The sequence below is a fragment of the Streptomyces ureilyticus genome (genome assembly GCF_011045025.1).
GTDB classification, from domain to species: Bacteria; Actinomycetota; Actinomycetes; order Streptomycetales; family Streptomycetaceae; genus Streptomyces; species Streptomyces ureilyticus.
This window is the reverse complement of sequence record NZ_JAAKZX010000015.1, coordinates 43,586-69,131: the sequence shown is the minus strand read 5'-3', so window position 1 is coordinate 69,131 and position 25,546 is coordinate 43,586. Positions and strand designations below refer to the sequence as shown.

General features: G+C 69.8%; 20 protein-coding genes and 1 pseudogene. 8 read left to right on the top strand and 13 right to left on the bottom strand.

Annotated elements, in window-relative coordinates:
• Positions 1-63 precede the first annotated feature (63 nt).
• Positions 64-2,184, top strand: a complete 2,121-nt coding sequence (locus G6048_RS07665; protein WP_165338677.1) for an MMPL family transporter — start codon at positions 64-66, stop codon at positions 2,182-2,184.
• A gap of 166 nt (positions 2,185-2,350) precedes the next feature.
• Here G6048_RS07665 and G6048_RS07660 read toward each other — a convergent pair whose 3' ends face one another.
• The 3 genes from G6048_RS07660 to G6048_RS07650 all read right to left on the bottom strand — a co-directional run bounded on the left by G6048_RS07660 (position 2,351) and on the right by G6048_RS07650 (position 5,020).
• Positions 2,351-2,752, bottom strand: a complete 402-nt coding sequence (locus G6048_RS07660; protein ID WP_206341298.1) for a hypothetical protein — start codon at positions 2,750-2,752, stop codon at positions 2,351-2,353.
• A gap of 409 nt (positions 2,753-3,161) precedes the next feature.
• Positions 3,162-3,809 carry a response regulator gene (locus G6048_RS07655; protein ID WP_165338676.1) on the bottom strand — a complete coding sequence of 216 codons (648 nt, stop codon included), beginning with the start codon at positions 3,807-3,809 and terminating at the stop codon, positions 3,162-3,164.
• Positions 3,800-5,020 carry a sensor histidine kinase gene (locus tag G6048_RS07650; RefSeq protein WP_165338675.1) on the bottom strand — a complete coding sequence of 407 codons (1,221 nt, stop codon included), beginning with the start codon at positions 5,018-5,020 and terminating at the stop codon, positions 3,800-3,802. Before G6048_RS07650 ends, G6048_RS07655 begins: the two co-directional genes overlap by 10 nt.
• 110 nt (positions 5,021-5,130) lie before the next feature.
• Here G6048_RS07650 and G6048_RS07645 point away from each other — a divergent pair, with 110 nt between their 5' ends.
• Positions 5,131-6,705 (top strand): serine hydrolase domain-containing protein, encoded by a 1,575-nt coding sequence (locus G6048_RS07645; RefSeq protein WP_165338674.1) that lies wholly within the window; start codon positions 5,131-5,133, stop codon positions 6,703-6,705.
• Positions 6,706-7,388: 683 nt separating this feature from the next.
• Here the strand turns inward: G6048_RS07645 and G6048_RS07640 are convergent.
• The 4 genes from G6048_RS07640 to G6048_RS07625 form a co-directional block, all read right to left on the bottom strand.
• The gene (locus G6048_RS07640) at positions 7,389-8,177 is read right to left on the bottom strand and encodes a hypothetical protein (protein ID WP_165338673.1); all 789 of its coding nucleotides are present in this window, start codon (positions 8,175-8,177) and stop codon (positions 7,389-7,391) included.
• On the bottom strand, positions 8,174-9,736 hold the full coding sequence (locus G6048_RS07635; RefSeq protein ID WP_165338672.1) for a serine/threonine protein kinase: 1,563 nt from the start codon (positions 9,734-9,736) through the stop codon (positions 8,174-8,176). The genes G6048_RS07640 and G6048_RS07635 overlap by 4 nt, the downstream gene beginning before the upstream one ends.
• A 317-nt stretch (positions 9,737-10,053) precedes the next feature.
• Complete coding sequence (locus G6048_RS50845; RefSeq protein ID WP_165338698.1) at positions 10,054-10,362, bottom strand: deoxyribodipyrimidine photo-lyase; 309 nt, start codon at positions 10,360-10,362, stop codon at positions 10,054-10,056.
• 17 nt (positions 10,363-10,379) lie between these two features.
• Positions 10,380-11,906 carry an SDR family oxidoreductase gene (locus G6048_RS07625; protein WP_408056121.1) on the bottom strand — a complete coding sequence of 509 codons (1,527 nt, stop codon included), beginning with the start codon at positions 11,904-11,906 and terminating at the stop codon, positions 10,380-10,382.
• Positions 11,907-12,027: 121 nt separating this feature from the next.
• Here G6048_RS07625 and G6048_RS07620 point away from each other — a divergent pair, with 121 nt between their 5' ends.
• On the top strand, positions 12,028-12,204 hold the full coding sequence (locus G6048_RS07620; RefSeq protein ID WP_165338671.1) for a hypothetical protein: 177 nt from the start codon (positions 12,028-12,030) through the stop codon (positions 12,202-12,204).
• A gap of 55 nt (positions 12,205-12,259) precedes the next feature.
• Here the strand turns inward: G6048_RS07620 and G6048_RS07615 are convergent, their stop codons facing one another.
• Together G6048_RS07615 and G6048_RS51315 are read right to left on the bottom strand one after the other, a co-directional pair.
• Entirely contained in the window at positions 12,260-13,525 is a 1,266-nt protein-coding gene (locus tag G6048_RS07615) for a PucR family transcriptional regulator (RefSeq protein ID WP_165338670.1), read from the bottom strand.
• A gap of 115 nt (positions 13,526-13,640) precedes the next feature.
• A complete protein-coding gene (locus tag G6048_RS51315) occupies positions 13,641-13,835 on the bottom strand; it encodes a hypothetical protein (RefSeq protein ID WP_328825702.1) in 195 nt (64 codons plus the stop codon).
• Here G6048_RS51315 and G6048_RS07610 point away from each other — a divergent pair.
• The 3 genes from G6048_RS07610 to G6048_RS07600 all read left to right on the top strand — a co-directional run bounded on the left by G6048_RS07610 (position 13,755) and on the right by G6048_RS07600 (position 18,489).
• A complete protein-coding gene (locus G6048_RS07610; RefSeq protein WP_328825701.1) occupies positions 13,755-15,182 on the top strand; it encodes a class I adenylate-forming enzyme family protein in 1,428 nt (475 codons plus the stop codon). The two genes, G6048_RS51315 and G6048_RS07610, sit on opposite strands and share 81 nt — an antisense overlap.
• A 116-nt stretch (positions 15,183-15,298) precedes the next feature.
• Positions 15,299-17,062, top strand: a complete 1,764-nt coding sequence (locus tag G6048_RS07605; protein WP_165338669.1) for a DUF3556 domain-containing protein — start codon at positions 15,299-15,301, stop codon at positions 17,060-17,062.
• A complete protein-coding gene (locus G6048_RS07600; RefSeq protein WP_033328184.1) occupies positions 17,059-18,489 on the top strand; it encodes a phytoene desaturase family protein in 1,431 nt (476 codons plus the stop codon). Before G6048_RS07605 ends, G6048_RS07600 begins: the two co-directional genes overlap by 4 nt.
• Before the next feature lie 213 nt (positions 18,490-18,702).
• Here G6048_RS07600 and G6048_RS51310 read toward each other — a convergent pair whose 3' ends face one another.
• The 3 genes and pseudogenes from G6048_RS51310 to G6048_RS07580 all read right to left on the bottom strand — a co-directional run bounded on the left by G6048_RS51310 (position 18,703) and on the right by G6048_RS07580 (position 20,962).
• Positions 18,703-19,095, bottom strand: coding sequence for a DUF418 domain-containing protein (locus tag G6048_RS51310; RefSeq protein ID WP_328825696.1), 393 nt, complete (start codon positions 19,093-19,095; stop codon positions 18,703-18,705).
• 263 nt (positions 19,096-19,358) lie between these two features.
• Positions 19,359-19,502 (bottom strand): annotated as a pseudogene (locus G6048_RS49270) (tyrosine-type recombinase/integrase); the annotation flags it as partial.
• Positions 19,503-19,909: 407 nt separating this feature from the next.
• A complete protein-coding gene (locus tag G6048_RS07580; RefSeq protein WP_165338668.1) occupies positions 19,910-20,962 on the bottom strand; it encodes a saccharopine dehydrogenase family protein in 1,053 nt (350 codons plus the stop codon).
• A 118-nt stretch (positions 20,963-21,080) separates the two neighbouring features.
• Between G6048_RS07580 and G6048_RS07575 the strand changes: the two genes are divergently transcribed.
• On the top strand, positions 21,081-22,058 hold the full coding sequence (locus G6048_RS07575; protein ID WP_165338667.1) for a helix-turn-helix domain-containing protein: 978 nt from the start codon (positions 21,081-21,083) through the stop codon (positions 22,056-22,058).
• On the opposite strand, the gene G6048_RS50840 is transcribed toward G6048_RS07575, so the two are convergent.
• Positions 22,049-22,180, bottom strand: a complete 132-nt coding sequence (locus G6048_RS50840; protein WP_268978635.1) for a hypothetical protein — start codon at positions 22,178-22,180, stop codon at positions 22,049-22,051. The genes G6048_RS07575 and G6048_RS50840 overlap by 10 nt on opposite strands.
• 915 nt (positions 22,181-23,095) lie before the next feature.
• Between G6048_RS50840 and G6048_RS07570 the strand changes: the two genes are divergently transcribed.
• On the top strand, positions 23,096-24,868 hold the full coding sequence (locus tag G6048_RS07570) for a hydroxysqualene dehydroxylase (RefSeq protein WP_165338666.1): 1,773 nt from the start codon (positions 23,096-23,098) through the stop codon (positions 24,866-24,868).
• Positions 24,869-25,546: the final 678 nt, after the last annotated feature.

Here is a 25,546-nt window from a genome sequence, read left to right as displayed (position 1 = left end):
TGCGCCCTGTGCCGGTCGCCGTACTCGGCTGCCGGCGGCGCGCTCCCACGAAGGAGACTACTCATGCATGCGCTGCTCAAGCGCGTCGCCTGCACGCCCGGAGAGCGGCGCGGCAAATGGCTCGTCCTGGCGGCCTGGCTGATCGTGGCCGTCGCGCTCGGCCCGCTCGCCGGAAAGCTCGGCGACGTCGAGGACTCGAGCGCCAACGCCTTCCTGCCGCGCGGCGCGGAATCCGCTCAGGTCAACACCGAGCTGGAGAAGTTCCGCACGGACACGGTCATGCCAGCCGTCGTCGTCTATACCGGCGAGGGCGCGGACGCGAAGGCCGCGTCCGACCGGACGGCCTTCGACCGGTACGTCCCCGCGGGCGAGGAGATCTCGGGACCGATCCCGTCCGACGACGGAAAGGCCCTGATGACCGTCGTCCCGCTGGACAGCGAAGACGACATCACCGGCAAGATCGACGAGCTGCGCGAGACCGTCGGAGCCAATGCGCCGCCGGGTGTCGCCGTCGAGGTCGGCGGACCCGCCGGCTCCCTCACGGACTCCGTCGCGGTCTTCGACGGCCTCGACTCGACGCTGCTGATCGCCACCGGCCTGGTCGTGGCCGCGCTGCTGTTGTTCACGTACCGCAGCCCGTTCCTGTGGCTGCTGCCCCTGCTCTCCGTCGGCTTCGCGGCCGTCCTCACCCAGGTCACCACCTACCTGCTGGCCAAGCACGCCGGACTTCCGGTGGACCCGCAGAGCGCGGGCGTGCTGATGGTGCTCGTCTTCGGCGTCGGCACCGACTACGCGCTGCTGCTCATCGCCCGCTACCGCGAGGAACTGCACCGCCACGAGGACCGCCATCAGGCGATGCGCATCGCGCTCGGCCGCTCCGGACCGGCGATCCTCGCCTCGGCCGGCACCATCGCGGTCGGCCTGGCCTGTCTCGCCTTCGCCGACATCAACTCCTCGCGCTCGCTGGGACTGGTCGGCGCGGTCGGCGTCGTATGCGCCTTCCTCGCGATGGTTACGGTGCTTCCGGCGCTGCTCGTCATCACCGGCCGCTGGGTGTTCTGGCCGTTCGTACCGCACCACGGCACCCCCGCCCGCAAGCCGCGCACCGTCTGGTCCCGCATCGGAACGGCCGTCGCCCGGCGCCCCCGCTGGTCGTGGATGATGTCCGTCGCCGCCACCGGCGTCCTTGCCCTCAGCGCGGCCGGCATCTCCATGGGCCTGGCCCAGGCCGAGATGTTCCAGGACAAGCCCGAGTCGGTCGTCGCCCAGGAACGCATCTCGGCGCACTATCCGTCCGGCGCCTCCGACCCCGCGAAGATCGTCACCAGCACCGACCGGGTCAGCCAGGTCCGGACCGCCGCGGCCGCGGTCGACGGCGTGGCCCGCGTCGAGAACGACGGCGACCGCACCCCAGACGGCCAACTCACCACCCTCTCCGTGGTGCTGGAGGACGCCCCGGACAGCCAGGCCGCCAAGGACACGATCGACGATCTCCGCGACACCGTGCACCAGGTCGAGGACGCACACGCCCTCGTCGGCGGCACCACAACCGAGAGCCTCGACACCCAGCGGGCCGCCGACCGCGACCTGACCACGGTGATCCCGATCGTGCTCCTGGTGGTCCTGGCCGTCCTGATCTGGCTGCTGCGGGCCCTCGTCGCTCCGCTGCTGCTCCTGGCCACCGTGGTGTTGTCGTACTTCGCGGCCTTGGGAGCCTCGAACCTGCTCTTCGAGCACGTCCTGGGCTTCGCGGGCGTCGACTGGTCGATCCCGCTCATGGGCTTCGTCTTCCTGGTCGCCCTCGGCATCGACTACAACATCTTCCTCATGCACCGCGTGAGGGAGGAGGCATCCCGCCTCGGCCACACGCGCGGCGTCCTGGAAGGACTGACCAGCACCGGCGGCGTCATCACCTCCGCCGGCATCGTCCTCGCCGCCACCTTCGCGGTCTTCGCCGGGCTGCCACTGGTCACCATGGCCCAGATGGGTGTCCTGGTCGGCATCGGCGTCCTGCTGGACACCTTCCTCGTCCGCACAGTCCTGGTCCCCGCCCTCGCCCTGGACCTGGGCCGCTGGTTCTGGTGGCCGGGCCGCCTGTTCCGCGGACTCCCGCACACCGAACCGAACGCTTCCGAGAGCGCCGGCTCGTCCTCAGCGCGGGACCGGGCCCACGAGGTCGCGTGAGGCACCTCGTCGGTTGCGGCTGTTTGAGAGCGAATGCGCACCCGCAAGGGTGCGCATTCGCCGGCGCCGCCCACGCAGGTGGGTGGCACGCCCAGAAGCCGTCGGGCAACCTCACACCGACTGCGCTGCGCGGTCGCGCCCCCAGCGTGCCGATAAGGACGGAGAATCACTTCTCACGGGCTGAGATCACGCGCGTGCGAAGGTCCCGGCCGCCGCTGAACTGCCCGCGAGCGGCCGAGGCGAACCGCCGCAGCCGGACGACGGATGCCACCGGTCGGCGCAGAAGCAGGGCCGAGCGTCCAGCAGCCACGATCAGGGCCGGGGCCAGGGCGGTGACGCCCCATACAGCCGCGTGGTAGCCGGCCGCGGGCCTACTGTTCGTGGGCGTCCGGCCGTCCGCGAGAATCCGGGCGGCTCCGAAGCCAACCTGCATGACTGCCTCGTTCTGAAGCAGCCCGTACAGGTTCTGCTGAAGGACGAGGGCCACGTTCTGCTTCGGCAGCAGGAACAGCATCGCCGAGTAGCCGGGGGTCGCGCCTGTATGCCAGATGGCGGGGCGCCTTCCCAAGCTGAGAGCGCAAGTTCGATTCTCGTCACTCGCTCTTCTTTAAGCCCCAGGTCAGCGGCCCGGGGCTTGTGTATTGCTGGGGATTCTCCGCCGACCCGACCCGACCCGACCCGACCCGACCCGGCCCGGCGGACACACGAAGATCGGGCACGCGGAGGTCACGAGTGCTTGGTGGGCGCCATGCGGTCACCACTCCTGCCTCGGAACGTGGCGCCGACCTGGGGTTTCGTAGAGCGCATCGCCCCCTCCCACGGGAAAGCCCTCAGCCTGCTTTTCCATCATCAACCAGGCGCCGAAAACGGGCGGTTGGGAAGCGGGTCGCGGCGCACAGCCGCGATGACACGGGCTGTAGGCCGAACGACAGCAGGCGCCTTCGCTCACCGAACGCCTGGTGCCCGCTCGTCGCCGGTCATCCGCGGAGGTAGGTGAGGACGGCGAGGACGCGGCGGTGGCCGTGGCCGTCGAGGTGGAGCTCGAGTTTCTGAAGGATGTTGCTGACGTGTTTGTTGACCGCAGCTTCGGTGACGTACAGCTCGCGGGCGATGGCGGTGTTGGTGCGCCCCTCGGCCATCAGGGCGAGGACCTCGCGCTCTCGGGGGGTGAGGCGTTGCAGGGGGTCGCGGCGGCGGTTGAGGAGTTGGCGGACCACCTCGGGATCCACGACCGTCGCGCCCGCGGCGACCTGGGCGACCGCGTCGACGAACTCGCTGACGGCGCTGACGCGGTCCTTGAGGAGGTAGCCGACCCCGGTGTCGCTGCCCAGGTCGAGCAGGTGGGCGGCGTAGGACTGCTCGATGTACTGGCTGAGCACCAGGACCGGCAGGCTGGGGCGCTCTTGGCGCAGGGCGACGGCGGCGCGCAGGCCGTCGTCGGTGTTGTCCGGTGGCATGCGGACGTCGGTGACGACGATGTCGGGACGGTGTTCCCGAACGGCGGCGATCAGGGCGTCCGCGTCGCCGACGGCGGCGAGAACCTGGTGGCCGAAGCGGGTGAGCACTCCGACCAGGCCGTCCCGCATCAGCGGGGAGTCCTCGGCGAGTACGACGGTCAGTGGCATGGCAGCTCCACGTGCAGCAGGGTAGGCCCGCCCGGCGGGCTGGAGATGCGGAGTCTGCCGTCAGCCACGGCCACACGGTCGGCCAAGCCGATGAGGCCGGTACCCGCCTCCGGTGCGGCGCCGCCGATACCGTCGTCACTGACCGACAGGGCCAGCACGTCGGTGTGCAGGCGGGCGTGCACCTCGACTCGGGTTGCCTGACTGTGCTTGACGGCGTTGGTCAGAGCCTCGGCGATCACGAAGTACGCCGCGGTCTCCACGGAGAGTGGCAAACGACGAGGCAGGCGGATGTCGACCGTGACGGGCAGTACGGAGCGCCCCGCCAGGTTCTCGACGGCGGCGGCCAGACCGTGGTCGGTGAGAGCCTTCGGATGGACGCCGCGGCTGAGCTCACGCAGCTCGTCGACGGCGAGCGCGACCTGTTCCTGTGCCTTGGCGAGCTGGCCGACCATAGGTGAGTCCGGCTCGGTGTCGAGGGCTGCCAGGCCGAGCATCACGTTCAGAGAGACCAGCCGCTGCTGCGCCCCGTCGTGCAGGTCCCGCTCGATCCGGCGCCGCTCCGCGTCGAAGGCGTCGACCAGCCGCGCCCTGGAGGCCCGTACGTCGGTGAGCTCACGGCCCAGTTCGCTGTCGCGCGGCGCCAGCATGAGACGCGTGACCGCGGCCCTCGCGCCGGCCCAGGCGGTGATGGTGTACGGCGCGGCGGCGAACAGACAGAGGCCGACGATCACCAGTGGCCAGGCGCCGGGATCGTCGAGGGGCGACATGATCACCAGCACGGGGACAACCAGGGCGAAGCCCAGGACGATGAAGTCCATCCACCACAGCGCGGTCGCCGACACCACGGTGAAGCCCAGCTCGCGCCAGGTCGCGGGCTCTCGCAGCCGGGTTCGCACCCATCCGACGAGTCCCGGGCGTTCGGGGGCCCGGTGCGGGTCCGGCACCGGGTCGAGGTCCACCAGACGCAGGCGCCACCGCTCGAATCGGGTGACGGCGACACCGGACAGCGCCACACCGAGCAGGATCAGCGCCCCGACCAACACCACCAGCGAGACGACTCCCGCGACGAGCGCGACCACGAGGACGATGCTGGTGACGGTGCCGAAGACGACACCGGACAGCAGGTACGCGAAGGACCGCCAGGGCCAGCTGGAGCCGAGCACCTTCAGCGGGTTCTGGCCGAGCGCCTGCCAGGCGGTCCGATGTCGCACCTTCCGACTCTAGCGAGCCGGAGATCTTGAAGCAGTAGTGCATGCACTACCCCCTGGACTCGCGTGTGCGCCAGTGTGCCGACGGGGGACGGACCGGTGCACTGGGTTCCATGAAGCTGTTCACCGTCCTTGCCGGTACGCGTCGCCGACTCGGCACCGTGCTGGCCACGCTCGGTATCGCGATCGCGGCGACCGCCGTACCGACCCCCTCGGCCGCGCAGTCCACCGCCACCTTGGATCCGGCCTCGATCGACCGATTCGTACGCGACTACCTGGAGCAGACCCGTCTGCCGGGCGCGGTGGTCGCCGTGACCAAGGGCGACCAGGTCGTCCACACCGCGGGGTACGGGGACACCGCGTCCGGGCAGGCCGTGACGGAGCGGACCCGCCTGCCCGTGGCGTCACTGTCGAAGTCCATGACCGCACTCGCCGTCATGCAACTGGTCGAGGCGGGCAAAGTCGACCTGGACCAGCCTGTGCACCGCTACCTGCCCGAGTTCACCATGGCCGACCGGCGCTCCCAGGAGATCACCGTCCGGCAGGTCCTGACCCAGACCTCCGGTATGGCCGACTCCGCCTACCCGGATCTGACCCGCGCCCAACCGCACACCCTCAAGGAGGCCGTCGCCGCGATGCGCGAGGCGCACCTCGCCACCGCGCCGGGCACCCGGCACCGCTATCACAACCCCAACTACTTCGTCGCGGCCCGCCTGGTCGAGGTGGTCAGCGGACAGCCTTTCGCCGACTACCTGTCCGCCAAGCTCTTCGAGCCGCTGCGCATGACGCACACCGCATCCGTCGACACGACCACCGAGATGCCCGACCAGGCCCGCGGCTACGTTCGCGCCTACGGCACGACGTTTTCCCGTCCCCACCCCCGCTGGTTCACCGCCGGCGGCCATGGTGTCGTCACCACCGCAGACGACCTCTCCCAATGGCTGATCGCCCAGAACAACCAGGGCGTGTCCGCCGACGGCCGCCGTATCGCCACGGCACGCACCATCGAACTCACGCGCACCCCGCCAAAAGCGCCGAAGGACACGGACTATGCGATGGGCTGGATGCGGAACCAGCAGAGTGACGGGACCGAGGAGATCCAGCACACGGGCCAACTCCTGACCCACAATTCCATGGCCATCCTGCTGCCCGACAGCAGGATCGGCATCGCGGTCGTCACCAACACCGGCCTGATCTCCGGAGACGACGCCGCTCAGCTCTCGCAGGGCCTCGTCGACCTCGCGCGGGGCAAGAGCCCCGAGGTGGCAGAGCCCTTCTCGATGACGGCCGACTGGGTCCTGGCGGCGCTGACCCTGCTGGCGACGGGCCTTGGCGTCCGTGGTGTCCTGCGTGCGCGTCGATGGGCGCGGCACACCGCACGGCGACCATGGTGGCGAACGGTCCTGCGGTTGCTGCCCCAAGCCCTCCCCATCCTCTTCCTCACCCAACTCGCCTCGCTTCTGGGCCTGCTGATGAACCGCTCCGGAACCCTGACGCAGACCACCTACGCCTGGCCGGCCCTTGTCGTATGCGCAGCGGCCGGGAGCCTCGCCTCCACCGCGGTCATCACCGCCCGGGCCCTTGCTCTGGTCCGTTACCGCCAACGGGCCCGGCATGGAGCCGGAGGCGACGAGGGTGACACACCATTCGCCACTCGGGACGAGCATCAGGCCCTCCGCCCCGTCTGACGTCCGATCCCCGCCACGAGGCCAATGCCGACGGACAGATGCAACCGCCGACAGTAGGTCCGCACGGTCCCGGAAGGGGGCGGGCGGGCCTCCGCCCACGTCGGGGCACACGGCACAAGCCTCACCTCACGTAGCAAGCGCGCCAACTGATTGCACATGCGATATCGCCTATGTGCGCCTTACAGAGGAAGCATCCGAGGCACCTCTCCACGGGAAAGACGGCGCGGTCGACCGGCGTGAGCCGAGGTCGTGCCCCAGCCGTGCCCGTAAGACCGGGCAACCACGGTCAACAGAGGTGCGTCCCGACCCGCACGACCACCCCAAGGACTAAGTATCTGCACTGGTCAGAGCCATGGAGCCCACCCAAGCGCCGTAGCTTCCCAAGCTGAGAGCGCGAGTTCGATTCTCGTCACCCGCTCCATACGAAGCCCCCAGGTCGGTGACCCGGGGGTTCTTTGCTGTCTGGTTCGGTCGGCGGACGCGCACTGCATCCGCACCAAAGGTGCAGGCGTAGTGGCCGATGGCCGGGTCGTCGCCCGGAAGGTCCCGGCGTTGCGGCAGGTGTCGGGCACAGACGTGGCGGTGGTGCCCTCCGGGAGGTAGAAGTCGATCACGGCGACCGGGGCGCCGGAGCTGACGTTGCCGACCCAGGCCGGGCCTCGGTTGACGAAACGGAGGGCTCTTCAGGGGCAGTCGTACGTAAAGTGGGTGGTGACCGTGCGGTGGGTGGGGGACTGGATCCGTAGTTCGGCCCTTGCCGTGTAGTGGCCCTTGCCCTGGAAGGTCCACAGCAGGTGCAGACGTGCCTGTCTCTGGCCCCGGACCACCACTTCGTGCAGGACGCCCGAGGCGGTGCCGTCACTTCGGATCCAGCGGTAGGAGAGCGTGCCCGGCCGGCCGTTCGTGGCAACGAGGGCGACTATGTCCGCTGTGCCGTCGCATCCCAGATCCGTCGGCCGGGCCGTGACCGCCGCCGTACGCACCGCGACGGAGGGCCCGAGGCGCTGCCAGGCGAGGAAGGCGATGACGGCGATCAGCACGAGCGCGGGCAGAGCGTGTCTTCGCAGACGTCGGCGCGGGGGCACGCGAGGCGGCGGCACGGCGGGCAGCGTCCTGTGGGTACGGTGCGCGGCGGCGGCTGTCACCCCCGGGCCGAAACGCAGCACGGTGCCTTCGGCACGGTCGGGCAGCGTCGGCGGCGGCAGGGTCCCCGTGGAGGGCGGCTCGAGGAAAGTGGTGTCCGGCTCGGGCCTCTGGATCCAGTGGCTGGCCAGCACCGTGGCGCTGTACTCGGCGTCGGGGGAACCTGGTTCGTCGCTCGGGGCGTGTTCGTCGGTGGGGCCGAGGTGGAGGGTGGAGGTGTGGTCGTCGGCCGGGTCGAGCACCCGGGTTTCGTCGACGGAGCCGAACACCGGGGTGGGCTCCCAGTCCTGGGCAGACGACACGGGAGTGCGGTCGTTTTGAGCGCTCATCGGAGGACACACCGCCTGGTCAGAAGCTGCTGCGAGGCGCCGCCGTCGGCGGAGGCCGGAGTGGTCGTGGCCTGCACCGTCCAGTAACAGCCGTTGTCCTGGAAGGTGTGGTCGACGGTGAGCGTGTACTGGGTGGCGCCGCTGCGCTCGAACGTCTGGGACGCACCGTCCGGGAGGCCGAGCTTCCCCTCGGTGTCGCCCGTGGACCACGAGACGGTGATGGAGAGCGGTCCGGTGCCGTCCGTGGTGATGTCGATCGTTGCCGATGCGGTCGTCGGACCCGTCGCCGCGCTGGGTGTCGTCGTCTCGGGGCCCGGGTCCGTGGTGGCGGCGGATGCCGAGGGCTCGCCGGTGCCGGCCGTCGCCGAGGCCGAGGGCAACAGACTGGGGGACACGGTGGACGTCGGGGACGGCGGGGACGAGTGCGCCGACGCTGTCGGCGGAGCGATGAGCTCTCCCGACTCCACACCGGGCTGGGCTCTGGTGGTGGCCAGGGCCTGCGCCGCCTGCTGCGGATCCGCTCCCAGCGGGGTGTGCTGGATGCCGTAGGTCAGGACGACAGCCAGAAGCACGGCCGCACCGGCCACCAGCACCCCGGGCTGGCCGGGACGCCACGAGTGCGCCCAGCCGAGGCCCGGTTCGCGACTCAGGACCGTACGTGCCGTGTCCGTCGTGGTACGTGGGGCACTGCGGGCCGAGGGCAGCAGCAGCGGCAGCAGGGCCACCAGCGCGGCGAGCCGACCGCGGCCGCGTTCCTCCCAGTCGGGCCCGTAGGCGGCGCCGGCCACCGCCTCCAGTTCCGTGACGAACTCCTCGGCGTGTGTGGGCCGTTGCCGCGGGTCCTTGGCCAGACCGCGACGGACCAGCTCCCGCACCGCCTCGGGGGCCTCCTCGGCGGGGACGGACGCGTCGACGTGCTGCAGCGCGAGTTCGGCGAGATTGTCACCCGAGTACGGCTTGTGGCCCGTCAGGCACTCGAAGAAGGTGGCCGTGGCCGCGTACACGTCGGCGGCGGGAGAGGCGGGCGCGCCGGTCCACTGCTCCGGGGCCATGTAGGCGGGGGTTCCCGCCACGCTGACGCTGGTGCCGGCGTCCACCGCGATCCCGAAGTCGACCAGCTTGGACGATCCGTCCGGTACGACCAGGACGTTCGCCGGTTTGTAGTCGCGGTGGACGACGCCGATGCGGTGCGCGTCGGCCAGGCCGAGCAACGACCCCTTGAGGACCACGAGCGCGGCCTCGGGATCGAGCGGACTCTCCCTGGTCAGCAGGGTTCGCAGCGAGACACCGTCCACCAGCTCCATCACGATGGCGGCGCCGTCCGGGCTTTCGACGTACTCGTACAACCCGGTGACGTACGGGCTCTCCAGGCCGCCGAGCAGCCGCGCCTCCGCCCTGAAGTCGCGTACGAAGTCCGGCCGGGTGCGCAGTGATTCGCTGAGGTACTTCACCGCGACCGGCACGCCCGTCTCCTCATGCACGGCCAGGACGACCCGCCCGCTCGCTCCTGATCCGAGCTCCAGTGACTCGGTGTATCCGGGCACTCCCCATGTGTTCATCCCAGCCCCCCAAGGCCGCATGTGCTACCGGAAACTCACCCGCTCCGGGGCTTCGGCCACGCATTCAAAGACACGTTTTCAGCCACTGCGGTTGCGGTGCGGTATCCGGTATCCCCGTTCCGGACACCGGCAGCCGGGATATCGGAGGGAGCACCACTGGATAGTGCCTCAGAACCTGCACAGATCGGCCCGGAACGCCGGTAACAGTCCGGTGCACGGCCCGCGTCCCACGCGGGCGCCCGACCGGTACGACCGTTTCCTGCCGCTTTTTCCGCGGCTGTGGAGTGAATCGCGGATGGCTGAAAAGATCACACGGATCAAGCGGAGGCGCCACCGGTGACCGGAATTCCGCCCCCAGAAAAAGAGCGGCACGGCGGCGCGGTGTCGGCTGCCCCCGCAGCACCATGAGGCACAACCGTGGCCCCCGCCACGGAGTCCGGGGCACGATCGCGGCACCCGCCACGGCACCGGGAGGCACAGTCGCGGCACCCGCCGCGTCCCCGGAAGCCGGTCCGGGCTCGGACGAAGATCGGGACTACGCGTTCCGCGTCCCTCAGCGCGGCCTGCAGGACCGGGTTGTCGTACACCCGCAGGTCCGCGGTGAACAGGGCGACGCAGACACGCACGGTTCTCTGAGCCACCCTCAGTGGGTACGGGCCGGTTCAAGGGCCGCCGATTCGGCCGCGGTGGCGATGTTGCGGGCCATGCCGCCGAAGACCGCGGCGTGGAAGGGGGCCACGCCCCACCAGTAGGCGTGTCCGGCCAGGCCGTGCGGATGGAACAGGGCCCGCTGCCGGTACACCGTGCGCCCCTGTGGATCCCGGTCGACGGCCATCTCCAGCCAGGCGAGGCCCGGCAGCCGCATCTCCGCGCGCAGCCGGAGCAGCCGGCCCGGCTCGATCGCCTCCACTCGCCAGAAGTCCAGGCTGTCGCCGACCCGCAGCCGGATCGCGTCCCGGCGGCCCCGGCGCAGGCCGACACCACCCACCAGCGTGTCCAGCCAGCCCCGCAGGGACCAGGCCAGCGGCGAGGAGTACCAGCCGTTCTCGCCGCCGATCGCCTCCACCACCCGCCACAGCTCCTGCGGCGACGCCGTGACCGTGCGCTCGCGGTGATCCGTGTAGAGGCTCCCGCCCGCCCAGTCGGGGTCGGTCGGCAGCGGGTCGCTGGGGGTGCGGGGAGTCGAGGCCGAGGACCACCTGGTGGCCACGTCCGCGTCCTGCACGCGCCTCAGAGCCAGCCGGATCGCCCGGTCGAGGGTGACCGGTCCCTCCGGCGGGTCCGGCACATAACGGACGATGTCCTGCTCGGCGCAGACCACCTCGTGCTTCAGTGACTCGACCAGCGGGCGCGCGAGAGCGCCCGGCACCGGGGTGACCAGACCGACCCAGAGGCTGGACAACCGGGGGGTGAGCAGCGGAACGGGCAGGATGACCCGCTTCGGCAGCCGCGCGATGGCGGCGTACCGCCGCATCATCTCCTGGTACGTGACGACATCCGGCCCGCCGATGTCGAAGGCTCGGTTCACGTCGTACGGCAGCCGCGCGCACCCCACGAGGAGGCGGAGTACGTCGCGGACGGCGATCGGCTGGATGCGGGTGCGCACCCAGCTCGGGGTCACCATCACGGGGAGCCGCTCGGTCAGATGGCGCAGCATCTCGAACGAGGCCGAACCCGACCCGATGATCACGGCTGCCCGCAGTACGGCGGTCGGCACGCCCGAGGCCAGGAGGATGCGGCCCACTTCGGCGCGGGACCGCAGATGGGGTGACAGCGCGTGCTCGGGTACTCCGGAAGGGCTCAGCCCGCCGAGGTAGACGATCCGCCGGATTCCGGCAGCACGCGCCTGCTCACCGAAGATCCTGGCCGCGCGCCGGTCGGTCTCCTCGAAACCCCGCCCGGTGCCCAGCGCGTGCACCAGGTAGTACGCGACGTCCATTCCCTCCATGGCCGCGCGCACGGACTCCTCGTCCGTCACGTCACCGCGCACGGCCTCCGCCTGCCCGGCCCACGGATGGTCCCGCAGCTTGCCGGGCGAGCGGGCCAGGCAGCGCACCGAGTACCCGGCGACCAGCAACTCCGGCACCAGCCTGCCGCCCAGGTACCCGGTGGCGCCGGTGACCAGACAGCGCAGCGGCCGGTCGTCGTCGGTCATGCCGATCGCGCCCATGCCGGTCGAGTGCGCCTTGTCCGGCGATGGCCGGCAGGCCGGGCCGCAGGAAACGTCATGGCTCTCATGCCTTCCCGGGACGTGCCCCTTGGATGGGCTCTGTCGCTGTTCCCCTGAGCCCATGCTTGGGGCCGAGGACGAGCACCGCAACCTCGCCGAATTCCGGCCGGAGGGGACGGCGGGCCGGCAGCGCGCCGTGCAGGTGCTCGCCCCCATCGCCAAGATCACGGCTTGGGAGTTCTCCGAGTCCGACCGGGAGCCGTCCACCATCGACCTCGTCGGAACCTCCCTGACGTAGCCTGACCGCTGGCTGCGATCCGACCAGCAGGTGTGGGCCTCGCTGTCCTCGGTGATCAGTTGCCTCGCGCCGGATGCGTGTCCGCTCCTCCGAGTCCGAGCTGCGCGCAGGCCAGCAGAGCCACCTCGATGTCCAGTCGGTTCTCGGTGAGCGGGTGGCCGAGGATCTCCTCGGCCTTGCGTATGCGGTAGTGGACTGTGTTCTTGTGGACGTGCATACGTGCGGCGGCGTCGGTGAAACTGCCCTGCGCGTCGAGGAACACCTGCACGGTCTCGCGCAGGCGGACCGTGGCGCCGTCATCGTTCATGAGGTCCCCGAGGACGCGTCCGGCCCACGCCCTGACGTCGGCGAGGTGATCGACGAGGAGGCCGGCGAGTGCGACCTGGGAGTGGAGGACGAGCGCGCGGTGCGGGTCGGCCGCGGTGACGGCGACCGTGCGGGCGCGCTGCGCGTCCCGGAAGGTCTGTCGGAAGCCGTCGAGCCCGGGGGACGGGTCGTCGCCGACAGCGATCCGGAGTGCCGGGTGCTTGCCCAGTTCATGTTCGAGCAGGGGGAGGTTGAGGGTCGGTTCGGCGGTGGATGAGATCCAGGCCCAGTACGTCCGTTCGTCGGCCGAGATCGTCAGCGGGGCCTTGCCCGTGGCCGCCGACAACATGGCCGCGCCGGCACGCAGTTGGGCCGCGTCCGGGTCGGGTGAGCCGGGCCGCGACCAGATGACCGCGGCGAGGTGCCAGCCACGCAGAGACATCGACAGCATCTTCTCAGCCGATGCGAGGTCGAGCCCCTCGGTGTCGAGCACCGCGCGGACCTGGGCGGCGCGAGCCGCGTCGGAACGGGCGTCCCACCGGCTGCGCTCGTCCTCGTAGATGTCGATGATGCCCTCGATGACCTGGTCGATGTACCTGTTCGTCAGTCGCGCGATCTGGCTGGTCGCGGCCAGGGCGGCGTCGGTGGGCAGGCCAAGACGGCCAAGGGTGGTCATGGCCCGCTGGACGACCATGTGCTCGCCGAGGCGATAGGCGCGCAGGAGTGCCTCCAGTGACAGGCCGTGCTGGGCGAAGCGGCGGGCGTACTCCGCCGCGGCCGGCGGGACGGTGATGTCGTCGATGGAGATGTTCAGCGCCAGCATGTCGACGATCGCCGCAAGGTTCGACGCGGTGCTGGCGACCATCAGCCGTCGCACGGCGTCGTCGTGACGGAACTCGGGGATGACGTCGACGAACATCGAGGTCATCTCCGCGGTGATGTTCTCAAGATCGGCCTGGGTGCGCCTGGCGACGTCCCGCACGATCACGTCGACGTTGACATGGGCGGCACTCATGGCCGGACCGTACCCGAGACGTCCGCCTCCCGCTTTGTGACGGTGGCACAACAAGGCGGGTTCGGGCTGTGTCGCGAGCCCATGGTCGGACGCGTATCCCCTGCCTACCTTTCAGTTATTGCGTTTGCCTATCACCTTCGTCACGGTGCGACTCAATGGTGAGGAAATCGTGCAGCACATCGCCGAATTGCCGGACGTCCGGGCCGGCCGGAATCCCACCGGACCCTGCATCGCGGATGATCGCGAGCAGCTGGAAAATGACGCTTTTCTGAAACGGGTCCGGTCCGCGGCGAGTGTTCTCCGCACGCACGGAATCGGTATCGGCGATGTGATCGCGGTGGCTCTTCCGAACCGTCTGGAACTCGTCGTCATCATGTTCGCGGCATGGCGGCTGGGCGCCGCGGTCACGCCGGTGAATCCCGGGCTGACCGATGCCGAGGCCCGCCACCAGATCGAGGATTCCGGAGCCAAGGTGGTGATCACCGACGGCCGCGGCATGGGAACCCTGGACGTGACCGCGTTCGCCGACACTCCCGCTGACCGGTCCCCGGACGCCGTCTCCCCCGCCTCCGACGCCCTCGCCCTGATCATCTACACGAGCGGGACCACCGGCCGCCCGAAGGGCGTCATGCTCGACCACGCCAACATCGCCGCGATGTGCCGGATGATCGTCGACGGCATCGGTCTGGACGAGACCGATCACAGCCTGCTTGTTCTGCCGTTGTTCCACGTCAACGGGATCGTGGTGAGCGTGCTGTCGCCCCTGCTGGCCGGTGGGCGGGCGACGATCGCGGGGCGCTTCCGGGCGCCGGCCTTCTTCGCCTCGGTCGAGGCCGCGCGGCCGACGTACTTCTCTGCGGTACCGGCGATCTACGCCATGCTCGTCTCGCTGCCGGACGACGTACGCCCGGACACCTCGTCGCTGCGCCGGGCGATCTGCGGGGCCGCGCCGATGCCTGCCGAGCTGATCGCCCAGTTCGAGAACCGGTTCGGGGTGCCGGTCGTCGAGGGCTACGGGCTGTCCGAGGGCACCTGCGCGTCGACGCTGAACCCTCCCCCAGCCTCCGGCCGGGGGGACCCCCATCTCGCTTCGCTCGCCGGGCCGCGCAGGCCGGGGACGGTCGGGCTCCCGCTGCCGGGGCAGACGGTCGCCGTGATGGACGCCGAGGGCCATCTCCTCGACGCCGGGTCGGTGGGCGAGGTGGTGGTCCGTGGCCCGAACGTCATGCGCGGCTATCTCGGGCTGCCGGACGAGACGGCCAGGACCGTCGTCGACGGCTGGCTGCACACCGGCGACGTCGGGCGCTTCGACACGGACGGCCATCTCGTTCTGGTCGACCGGATCAAGGACATGATCATCCGGGGCGGGGAGAACATCTACCCGAAGGAGATCGAGAACGTCCTGCACACCCACCCGGCGGTGCTGGAAGCGGCGGTGGTCGGCGCGCCCGAACCGGTGCTCGGTGAGGTGCCGGTCGCGTACGTCGCGCTGCTGCCGGGTGCCTCCGCCACGGCCGAGGAGCTCGTCGACCACTGCCGCGGCTCGCTGGCCCGCGTCAAGGTACCGGTGTCGGTGGTGGTCACCGAGTCGCTGCCGAAGAACCCGGTGGGGAAGATCGACAAACCCCGCCTGCGCTCATTCACCGTGAGCTCGTAAAGCACAATCACCCCGCATCACACCCACATAACCGCCCCACATCACCCGGACATTTCCATGCGCATTTCCGGTGTGGATCAGCACGCCCGAAAATCGGTACGAGAAAGGCGAGAACAATGGGGTTCAAAACAGGTGACTTCCCGCCGGTCGATCCGGAAACATTCCTGGACAAGCCTCTTCAGGTACGCATGAGAACGTTGGCCCTGCACTGGGTGGAGTACGGTTTCGGCTCGCCGAAGATGATTCCCACCACGTACGTGGTCAAGGTCCTCTTCCTGTACGTCCTCGCCGGTACGGCCCTGGTGACCTGGACCTCGGACGCCGGACCGTTCTGGGACGTCGCCCACTGGTGGGACCAGCCGGACGTCTACCAGAAGCTTCTGCTCTGGACGGTCTTCCTGGAGGCGCTGGGCGTGGCCGGCTCCTGGGGCCCGATCGCGGGCAAGTTCAAGCCGATGACCGGCGGCATCCTGTTCTGGGCCCGGCCCGGCACCATCCGGCTGCGTCCCTGGAAGCGGGTGCCGTTCACCGACGGTGACCGCCGCACGCCGGCCGACGTCGTCCTCTACCTGGCCTTCCTGGCGTCCCTGCTGACAGCGGTCGCGGTGCCCACCGACTCACTGGTGCGCCCGGCCCTGCTGATCGCGCCGATCGCGCTGTACGTCGCGTGCGGCCTGCGGGACAAGACGCTCTTCCTGGCTGCCCGGGGGGAGCAGTACCTGCCCGCGCTGGTGTTCTGCGCCGCCCTGTCCCTCACCGACATGATCGTCGCGGCGAAGCTGCTGATCTGCGTGGTGTGGATCGGCGCCGGGGTGTCGAAGTTCGGCCTTCACTTCACCCACGTGGTGTCGCCGATGGTCTCCAACAGCCCCTGTGTCCCGTCGAAGCGGATCAAGTTCCTCCACTACCGCGACTTCCCCCATGACATCCGCCCGTCGAAGGTCGCGACCCTCATGGCGCACGTCGGTGGCACCACCGTGGAAATCATCATCCCGTTGGTGCTGCTCTTCTCCACGAACCGCTGGCTGACCGTCGCCGGCGTTGCGTTGATGGTCGTCTTCCACCTCTTCATCGTCTCGACGTTCCCGCTGGCGGTGCCGCTGGAGTGGAACATCCTGTTCGCGTACCTGTCGGTCTTCCTGTTCCTAGGCTTCCCGGCCCAGGACGGCTACGGTGTCGGCGACATGTCCTCGCCGTGGCTGACCGCCGGGATCGCCGCCGCACTTCTGTTCTTTCCCGTCCTGGGCAATCTGCGCCCGGACCTGGTGTCGTTCCTGCCCTCGATGCGTCAGTACGCGGGCAACTGGGCCTCCGCACTGTGGGTCTTCGCGCCGGACGCGGAGCAGAAGCTGAACTCGCTGCCGCACCGCCCGACCACCAACCAGGTCGACCAGCTCCAGGCGATGGGCTACCCGGCGGCTGTCGCCGAGATCACCATGCAGCAGACGATCGCCTGGCGGTCGATGCACAGCCAGGGCCGCGGCCTGTTCTCCGTCCTCATGAAGAACCTTCCCGACCTCGACCAACGGACCGTGCGTGAAGCCGAGTTCGCGTGCAACTCGCTGATCGGGTTCAACTTCGGCGACGGCCACCTGCACAACATCGACCTCGTCAACGCCGTGCAGTCCCGGGTCGGGTTCGCCCCGGGCGAGTGGATCGTCGTATGGGTGGAGTCGCAGGCCATTCACCGCAAGGTGCAGCACTACCAGGTGATCGACGCCGCGCTGGGGGTCATCGAGCGGGGTACGTGGAAGGTCGCCGACGCGGTCAAGGAGCAGCCGTGGCTGCCGAACGGCCCGATCCCGCTCGACGTGACCTGGACCCGCGGGCAGTCGTCGCCGGTGGTGGGGCAGGGCACGGTGGAAAGCTTGGCGACATGAGTAAGGCAATCGTGGTCGGTGCCGGCCCCAACGGGCTGGCCGCCGCCATCGCACTGGCCCGGGAAGGCGTAGAGGTCACCGTCCTCGAGGCGGCCGACGAGATCGGAGGCGGCACCCGCTCCGGTGAGGCGATCCTTCCCGGGCTGCTGCACGACCACTGCTCGGCCGTCCACCCGATGACCGTCGGCTCACCGTTCCTGCGCGGGCTCGGCCTGGACCGCTACGGGCTGCGGTGGGCGCTGCCGGAGATCGACTGCGTACATCCACTGGACAGCGGCGCGGCAGGGGTGCTGCACCGCTCGGTCACCGAGACCGCGGCCGGTCTCGGTGCCGACGGCCGACGCTGGCGGTGGCTGTTCGACGGCCCGTCGGCGGCATACGACACCTTCGGCGCCGACATCCTCGGCCCGCTGCTCCGCGTCCCACGGCACCCCGTCCGACTCGCCCGCTTCGGCGTCCCCGCGCTGGCCCCCGCGTCGCTGCTGGGCAAGGCGTTCGCGACCGAGGAGGCGCGGGCGCTGTGGGGCGGGGTGGCGGCACACGCCTTCCACCCTCTCGAGCGGCCACTGAGCGCCGCCATCGGACTCGGCATCCTCACCGCGGGGCACCGGCACGGCTGGGCCGTGGCCGTCGGCGGATCACGCCGCATCACCGACGCCATGGCCGCGCTGCTGACCGACCTCGGCGGGAAGATCGAGACGGGCGTACGGGTGCGGTCGGCCTCCGAACTGCCGCCCACGGACGTGACCCTCTGGGATGTGGCGCCCACCGCACTGGCCGACATCCTGGGCGACCGGCTGCCGCCCCGGGTCGCCCGTGCCTACCGGCGGTTCCGGTACGGCCCGGGGGCGTTCAAGGTCGACTTCGCGGTCGAGGGCGGCGTGCCCTGGACCGCCGAAGCGGCGCGGCGGGCCGGCACGGTGCACGTCGGCGGCACGTACGCCGAGATCGCCGCCACGGAGCGGGACATCCACGCCGGACGGATGCCCGATCGGCCGTTCGTCCTGGTCGGCCAGCAGTATCTGGCCGATCCCCTGCGGTCGGCCGGCGACGTGCACCCGGTGTGGACCTACGCCCACGTACCAGCCGGTTGGTCCAGCGACGCCACAGGAGCGATCACCGCCCAGATCGAGCGGTTCGCCCCGGGATTCCGGGACCGGATCGTCGGCACCGCGGTGCGCACCACCCCCGGATTCGCCGCGTACAACCCGAACTACGTCGGCGGCAACATCATGACCGGCGCCAAGGACATCCCCCAGCTGCTGTTCGGCCCGCGGCCCACCCTGCACCCGTACGACACGGGTCTGCCCGGCCACTACCTGTGCTCCGCGGCCACCCCGCCCGGCCCCGGCGCACACGGAATGTGCGGAGCCCACGCCGCCGCACGAGCTCTGCGCCACCTCCAAGGGCAGACCTGGGACCCGTGACGCCGAGGCGGAGAGCGGCACCGGGGGTGAAGAAGCCGCAGCATGTACGCGTCTGCCTGCCCCGCCCGGCCCTGCGGCAAAGGACCGATGACTGTCCGCGCGCACCCGGCCGTCCGCCGGTCGGGAGGAGGTAGGCCCGCCTCCGAGTCAGACCTGTTGTCTGAGGGTGTCGTTGCGACCTCGGGCTGACCTTCCCGGGTACCCGCCCGAGGCTCATCGGACGTAATTCGCCACTTTGGTGGCGCCGTTGAGCAGGTACTCCAGCGGTCCGCGGCGGAAGAAGCGAGACCAGAGCTCCGCGAACAGGGTGGCCCCGACGATGAACCAGAGCAGCAGCGCGGCGGAGGCGGACTGCGGCGGGATGGCCGCTTTGCCGGGCAGGGCGAGGATGACCAGGATGTGGCCCACGTAGAGGGTCAGGGACATCGTGCCGACGGCGATGATCGGAGTTGCCGGCCGGCGCAGCCACGGCAGTCGGTCCATCGCCACCGTCAGGCACAGGACCACGTTGATCGCGATCCCGATGCTGCCGATGAGGTCGAACGTGGAACCGGTGTGCGGCTCGGCTGCCAGCAGCCCCCCATGTGTCAGGGCCCCACAGCTCACCACCGACCGGCATGCCGAAGGATCCCGATCCCGATGTCATGCCGGGGTCCTTCATGGCACCGGGGCCCTTCATGTCAGGCATCCCGGCCATGATCTTCTGATCGCCGCCGGACAACCGGAGCGCCAGCCACGAGACGCCGTATCCGAACCCGATCAGCGCGGGACCGACCACGGCGAGCCGCCGCTGCACCGCGCTGGAGGTCAGGTCCAGTCGGCCCAACGCCATGCCGGTGACCACGAACGTCATCCAGGTGATCGCCGGGGGTCGACAGAGTGTCCCCGGTGTGCCGGAGGTCGTAGAACCGGAAGCCCTCGGGCAGGCCGACGATCTCCCGCGCCTTCCGCCACTTCCGCCCGAAGGTGCTGCGCCGGAAGGGAGCGTCGCGGCTTCCCCGCGTCAGAAGCCCTCTGCTTGCTGTTCCTTCAGTAGGGCTGAACGAGGTTACGTGCGCCGCCGAGGCGCCCGGAGTGCGACGTTCACGGCATCCGCGGGGTCGAGGCCATCGCGTGGTAGCGGAAACGGACGGGGCGGCGCTCGAGCCTCGCGGCGTGATGCATGTCCGCCAGCAGGAGCGGGGACATGACCAGGGACCCGGCAGCCGTGATCGCCTCATTCGCGGCCCGTGCTCCGGGTGCGTCGAGTCGGGGCGGTCAGGAAGCCGGACGTACGCGCAATCACGATGATCACGTGGCGGGTCCGGAGCCCGTCTCACGGCGGCCCGCGTCGCGGACCTCAACCAAGATGTGGCACGAACGAAGGTGACGGTGCGTCCGTGGGCGTTGGCCGCAGCACCGAGGTGGCCCACCCCGACGGTCAGGACACTGTCCGCTGCTGGAGCAGTTCGAGGGAGATGTGCGGGGACAGTGCGCGGAGGAAGTCGGGCGCGTCGAAGATTTCGCCGGCGGAGGCGACACCGACCGTGCGGGTCTGGCCGGTGAGGATGCGGTGGACCGCCTCCACCGCGAGCGGTGCGCTGACGGCGTAGATGTCCCGGCCGCTTGCCACGGCGCGCCGTTCGATGCCGCCGGAGCGTACGACGGCGTCGACGAGGAAGGTCTGGTCGGACCGACCATTCTCGTCGGCCGCGGTCGGCGCCGGCGTGTCCGGGGCCGAGAGGTCTCTGGCCGCTTCGGTCGCCATGTGGGTGCGCACCTCGGGGATGGAGAGGTGGCTGGGGATGGTGACCACGTCGGCCATCGTGAACTCCCCGACGACCTCACTGGTGCCCATCGGGTCGGGGAAGGACCACTTCAGGAGCGTCGGCTCGTCGTCGTGGTACTCCAGCCGCCCGTCCGTGTAGCGGACACGCCGGCCGCCTCGCCGCTCTCCGGAGACCGTGCCCGCGGTGCGGGTCCCGGGGGTGGGGTGCCAACTGCTCAGCCCGTAGGCGATGTTCGCTTCGTCGGCCGCCGTCCAGTCGTCCATCGCGGCGGTGGCCAGCAGGTCACCGAGGCCGCCGTAGAAGGCCATCGCGGGAACGACCACCGCTCCCGCCGCGCGGGCGCGGTCCGCGAAGTGCGTGAACGTGTCGAGGTTGGCCTCGATCTCGGCCGCCACATCGACGTACGGGATCCCGGCGCGCAGTGCCGCCTCGATCACAGGAGCGGCAGTCATCGCGAAGGGCCCGGCGCAGTTGATCACGGCGTCGACACCGTCCAGGGCGCGGTCGAGCGAGGCGGAGTCGTCGACCGACGCCGGCCGGACCTCGAGTCCGGGGGCGGATGCCGCCATCGCCCGCAGCTTGCCGGCGTCGCGGCCGGAGAGAACCGGGACGAACCCGCGATCCCGCAGCTGTGCCACCACAAAGCGTCCGGTGTGTCCGTACGCGCCGAACACCGTCACCATCTGTCCCGCTCCCGATCCCATGGGTTCTCCCCGTCTCGATTGATCCGCTTGATGTACTTGTTGCGCTGTGAAACATCCTGACGAGTGCGGGCGTCCCACCGTGAGTGTCCGGAACGACGTGCCCCGTACACTTTCGGACATGGGTACCGTCGCGCTGGCCCTCACCGAGGGAATGCTGCACTTCGAACTGTCCATGGCCTACGAGGTGTTCGGCGCCGCTCCGGTCGGCGTGGACGTCCCCTGGTACGACGTCGAGGTCTGCGGGTCGCACGCCGTGCGGGTCGGCCGGTTCCGGCTGGAGCCCGACCAGGGGCTCGACCGCCTCCAGGATGCCGGCACTCTGATCGTCCCCGGCTGGGCGGACGCCGACGAGGACCCACCCGCCGATCTCGTCGGCGCGGTGCGTGCGGCCCACGAAGCAGGTGCGCGCGTGGCCTCCCTGTGCACGGGCGCGTTCGTCCTGGCCGCCGCCGGCCTGCTGGACGGCAAGCGCGCGACCACGCACTGGGCGCACACCGAGGCCCTGGCCGCCCGCTATCCGCGCGTCGAGGTCGATCCGGACGTGCTCTACGTGGACAACGGCAGCGTGCTCACCTCCGCCGGCAAGGCCGCCGCGATGGACCTGTGCCTGCACCTCGTCCGTCTCGACCACGGTTCGTCCGTCGCCAACGCCGTCGCCCGCCGCCTGGTCGTGCCGCCTCACCGAGCCGGCGGCCAGGCCCAGTTCGTCGCCGCCCCGGTGCCCACCCGGGACGACCACCCGCTCGCCACGCTGTTCCCCTGGGCGATCGAACGCCTCGACCACCCGCTCACCGTGGAGGACCTGGCACGCCAGGCACGGATGAGCTCACGCAATCTGGGCCGCCACTTCAGGGCGGTGACCGGCACTACCCCGCTGCAATGGCTGCTGACCCAACGGATCCGCCGCGCCCAGGAGTTGCTGGAGACCACCGACGACGTCGTCGACGCCATCGCGACAGCCACCGGCATGGGCACCGCCACGACGCTGCGCCGACACTTCAACCGCACGGTCGGCGTGCCTCCCGACACCTACCGCCGCACGTTCCGCTCACGGCCCCGCACCGACTCGAACAACGACCGGCAACGTCAACGCTGATGAGATCCCAGCCGGACAGCCCGCGCGACGGTCCCGGGGGAGAGCAGCTCGTCCAGGAACAGCGCACCCGCTGCCATGGCCGGATTGACGTATGTGTAGACCGGGGACAGCCTGTTGCCCACTTCCACGAAGATGACCGGCACTTCGCCTGTGCACCCGCAACGGCGCACTCAGAGCATTCCTTCGAGTCGATGCAGTCCGAGCGCGACGAGGGCCGCGTTCACTCCACGTTCCCACTGACCGCAGCGCCGTGCCCTCCGCGTGCCCGTAAGAGCTGACGGCTACGGTCAACAGCGGTGCGACCAAGTCGCGAGACTGCGCCACCAAGACGGTATCCCTGCAGGCCAGAAGCTATGTCACCCCACAAGCGCCGTAGCTTCCCCAGCTGAGAGCGCGAGTTCGATTCTCGTCACCCGCTCCAATGAAAGCCCCAGGTCAGTGACCTGGGGCTTTCATTGTTGAAGAACGTTGATCGAAACGCTGCCTGCCACAACCGCGCCAACGGAAGGTGCGGCGCCGGAATCCTCCGGTGCCGCACCTTGCCGGACGTCTGTCCACGTGCTCAGCAGGGCACCGCCGACACCGGCGGCGCCCTCCCATGTTCGAACAGCGGACCACGGCGATCTACGAATCCATCGACAAGGCCCGCGACAGCACCGCGGACTCCAACGGCGTCTGGAAGAGTCGCGCGGCCAGTACCCCGAGGTGAACCGCGCCCTACACGGCCTCGGCGTAATCGCCCCGCGCCCGGACGAACCCGAGTGCGATCCCCCACCCTGCGCTACCCGGCTCTTGGCCACCCGGCTCCGTCACCGTCGACGACGCTTCTCGGTTCCTGTGCGGCGTGCGATACGGCATGCCGTCTACGCCACTTCGATCACCCCTGGCGGTGATACGACCGACTCTCCGGCAACGCAAACGCGCCACATTCGAGCGCATGCCCACGTCAGTCATGTCCATGCCTTCCGCGTCGAGGGGTGCTCCCTTAGGCTCCTTCGCCGGACCGCAGGCGTTACCGACGGTAGGGGAGACCGGTCATGGGGCGAACGGGCAGCACGCGACGCACCTTTGTCGTGGGGGCCGCGGCCGCAGGCGGGACGGTGGCGCTGGGCACCGGCACGGCGGCTTCAGCGGCACCGGCGCAGGGACGGCAGCAGGCCGTCGCCGTGCTCGGCGGTGGCGTTGCCGGGCTGACCGCGGCGCATGAACTCGCCGAGCGGGGCTTCGCGGTGACCGTCTACGAGCGCCGGGCGCTCGGCGGCAAGGCCCGCTCCATGGACGTACCGGACAGCGCGAAGGGAAGCCGCAAGCCACTGCCCGCGGAGCACGGGTTCCGCTTCATCCCGGGGATCTACCACAACCTCCCCGACACGATGCGGCGCATCCCCTTTCCCGGGAACGCAGGCGGCGTCTGGGACAACCTGATCGCACCCAAGGAGATGATGTTCGCGCGGAACAACGGCCGCGAGGATCTGCGGATACCCATCCCCGGGGAGAAGGGGCCCGCCGAGCTCACCCTCGACGACATCAGACGCGCCCTCACCGGTCTCCTGGAGACGGGATTCAATCTTCCTCTCCATGAGATCGCGTACTTCGTGAACCGCGCCGTCGTTTTCCTGACCAGTTGCGACGCGCGCCGCAACTCCACCTGGGAAGCCACCCCTTGGTGGACTTTCGTACGCGCCGGGCAGATGTCGAAGGAGTACCAGCGCATCCTCGCGGTCGGCGTCACCCGCAACATCGTCGCCACCAAGGCTGAGGAGGCCAGCACCCGCACGGTCGGCACCCTCGGCGAGGCCTTCGTTTTCAACGCGCTCGGCCGGGGTGCGGACGGCCCACCCGACCGGATCCTCAACGCACCCACCAATGAGGCCTGGATCGACCCCTGGGTGGCTCATCTCACTTCCCTGGGCGTGGAGTTCCGTATCGGCTGGACCGTGCACGAGGTGAGGCTGGGCGGAGACGGGCGGGTCTCCGAGGCCGTCATCGAGGATGCGGACGGCGTCCGTCGCTCCATTACCGCCGATCACTATGTCTCCGCCATGCCGGTGGAGCACGCGCGGCGCACCTGGAGTGCCGGATTACGCGCTGCCGACCCACAGTTGGCGCGCTGCGACAAGCTGCAGACGGACTGGATGACGGGCCTTCAGTTCTATCTGACCGAGACGCCGCCCGTGGTACAGGGCCACTTCAACTGCATCGACTCGCCATGGTCGCTGACCGCGATCGCCCAGGCCCGGCACTGGCCAGGGCGTGACTTCGCCGCCGACTACGGCAACGGCGTGGCCAAGGAGTGTCTGTCGGTGGACATCTCCGAGTGGGACAAGCCTGGCGCCCTGTACGGCAAAACGGCCAAAAAGTGCACCCGCGAGGAGGTCGCACGCGAGGTGTGGGCTCAGCTCAAGGACGCACTCAACGACACCGGCAAGACAGTGCTGCGCGACAGCACGCTGCACTCGTGGTTCCTGGACCCCGGAGTGGACGGGATCGGCACCCCGCACCCGACCAACCAGGACGAGCTGCTGATCCACCCCGTGGGCACGCTGCACAACCGCCCTTCGGCCAGGACCACGGTCCCGAACTTCTTCCTGTCCGGGGATTACGTCGCCGTGGACATCGACCTCGCCACCATGGAGGGCGCGAACGCCTCGGCCCGTCAGGCGGTCAATGCCCTTCTGGATCAAGCAGGTTCGAGTGCGCCGCGCTGCACGGTCACCCCGCTGTTCCGGCCGCCGGAGCTCGAGAGCCTCAAGCGCCACGACCACTTCCGCTTCAAGGCCGGCCTGCCGAACGCGTTCGACCTGGGGTGATCCAGTCGGGAGCGGTCGCTCGACCTGATCAGCCATGACGCCGGCGAGGGCACCCTTCTCCTCGCCCTCCCAGCTGCCAGCCGGGGAGCACTCACTCTGGAAAGCGGGGGCCCTGATCACCTACGGACAGCGGCCTGCTCGCCCAGCAGCCCCAGGTGCGCGTCGGCACAGCGGAACGCGCGCACCGGGCGGGGGCCATCTGCCGGCCATCGGCATCGTCCTCTTCGCTGCCGCTGTGGCCTTCGTCGCGGCGCGAGGGTCCTGGCGCATCATGCGGCGCCCCCTCCGCTGACGACTGCTGCGGAGCCGAGTTCTTCCGCAGGCAGCCAGGAGCAGCCTCGGCCCGACTGCCTCCTGCAATCCCCAGGAGGCAGTCGGGTTGCCGCCGGCCCGGGAGTGGTCCGTCGAATCCCCACCACCACACCGCCCCCGCCCAAAGCCGCTCGGGCCTGCGGGGAAAACGGCGCCGTGAGGGCCGTCGGCCTGCCATCGGGCCGGATTGATAACAGCACCATTCGGCCCATTAATCATTTGTACAGACCTTGTCCAGAGTTCTTCCATTTCAGCGAAACCGGCCCGCAGAAGCCGTAAACGGATTTCTTATCTGCGTAATATGCCAACCGCAGAATCTGGAGATTCCGCGCGGCCGAGAATCACCGAGATCATTCCCCCAAAGGA